Source organism: Vibrio sp. 2134-1 (assembly GCF_033339495.1).
Genome location: NZ_JAWOUS010000536.1, coordinates 1 through 651 on the forward strand (window position 1 = coordinate 1; position 651 = coordinate 651).

General features: G+C 42.4%; 1 protein-coding gene. It reads right to left on the reverse strand.

Annotated features, from left to right (window positions below; all coding sequences use genetic code 11):
- Window positions 1-352 (reverse strand): NADPH-dependent FMN reductase (locus R7R78_RS27080; RefSeq protein WP_225474731.1); only part of this gene is annotated, 352 nt, incomplete at its 3' end.
- Between the last annotated feature and the right edge of the window lie 299 nt (window positions 353-651).

Below are 651 nucleotides of genomic sequence, written 5' to 3' on the forward strand. Positions count from 1 at the left end.
CACCAGGGCCCGGTGACGTAGCAAGGTAAACTACCGGTTTATTTTGGAACACATTGCGCTCGATACGCGTTGCCCAATCGAACAAGTTTTTGTAAGCCGCAGCGTAAGAACCGTTGTGCTCTGCAAATGATACAACGATGGCATCAGCTTGCTCTAGCTCGCGTAAAAAAGCGATTGCGCCTTCCGCTTGACCGATTTCTTTCTCTTTGTCTTCACTAAACATTGGAACGTTGTAGTTGTTTAAATCCAACACGTTCACTTGCGCGCCTTCTACTTGTTGAGCGGCGTAAGTAGCAAGCGTTTTGTTGATTGAGGTTGAGCTGGTAGAAGCACCGAATGCGACAATTTTCATGGTTATATTCCTTTGTTCACGTTTTATGCTTTGCAGAATAAAAGTTAAACAGGCTGGCAACAACCACAAAAATCTTATGGAGAGATTCGAATATTTCGAAGGAGTTGATTTCAACGAAAAGGCGGGATAACGATAGAAAAGATATGCTCAGAAATAGCCAAGAAGCACGCCTAGAATAAGGTGACGTTTGATATAACCCGTTGAAAAAAATAGTCACAACAAGGTTAACAGGCTTTCATTCAGCTACACTGAGCACTCATTTACTGCAATTCGTAGATATTATGCTTGTGATTGCAGTT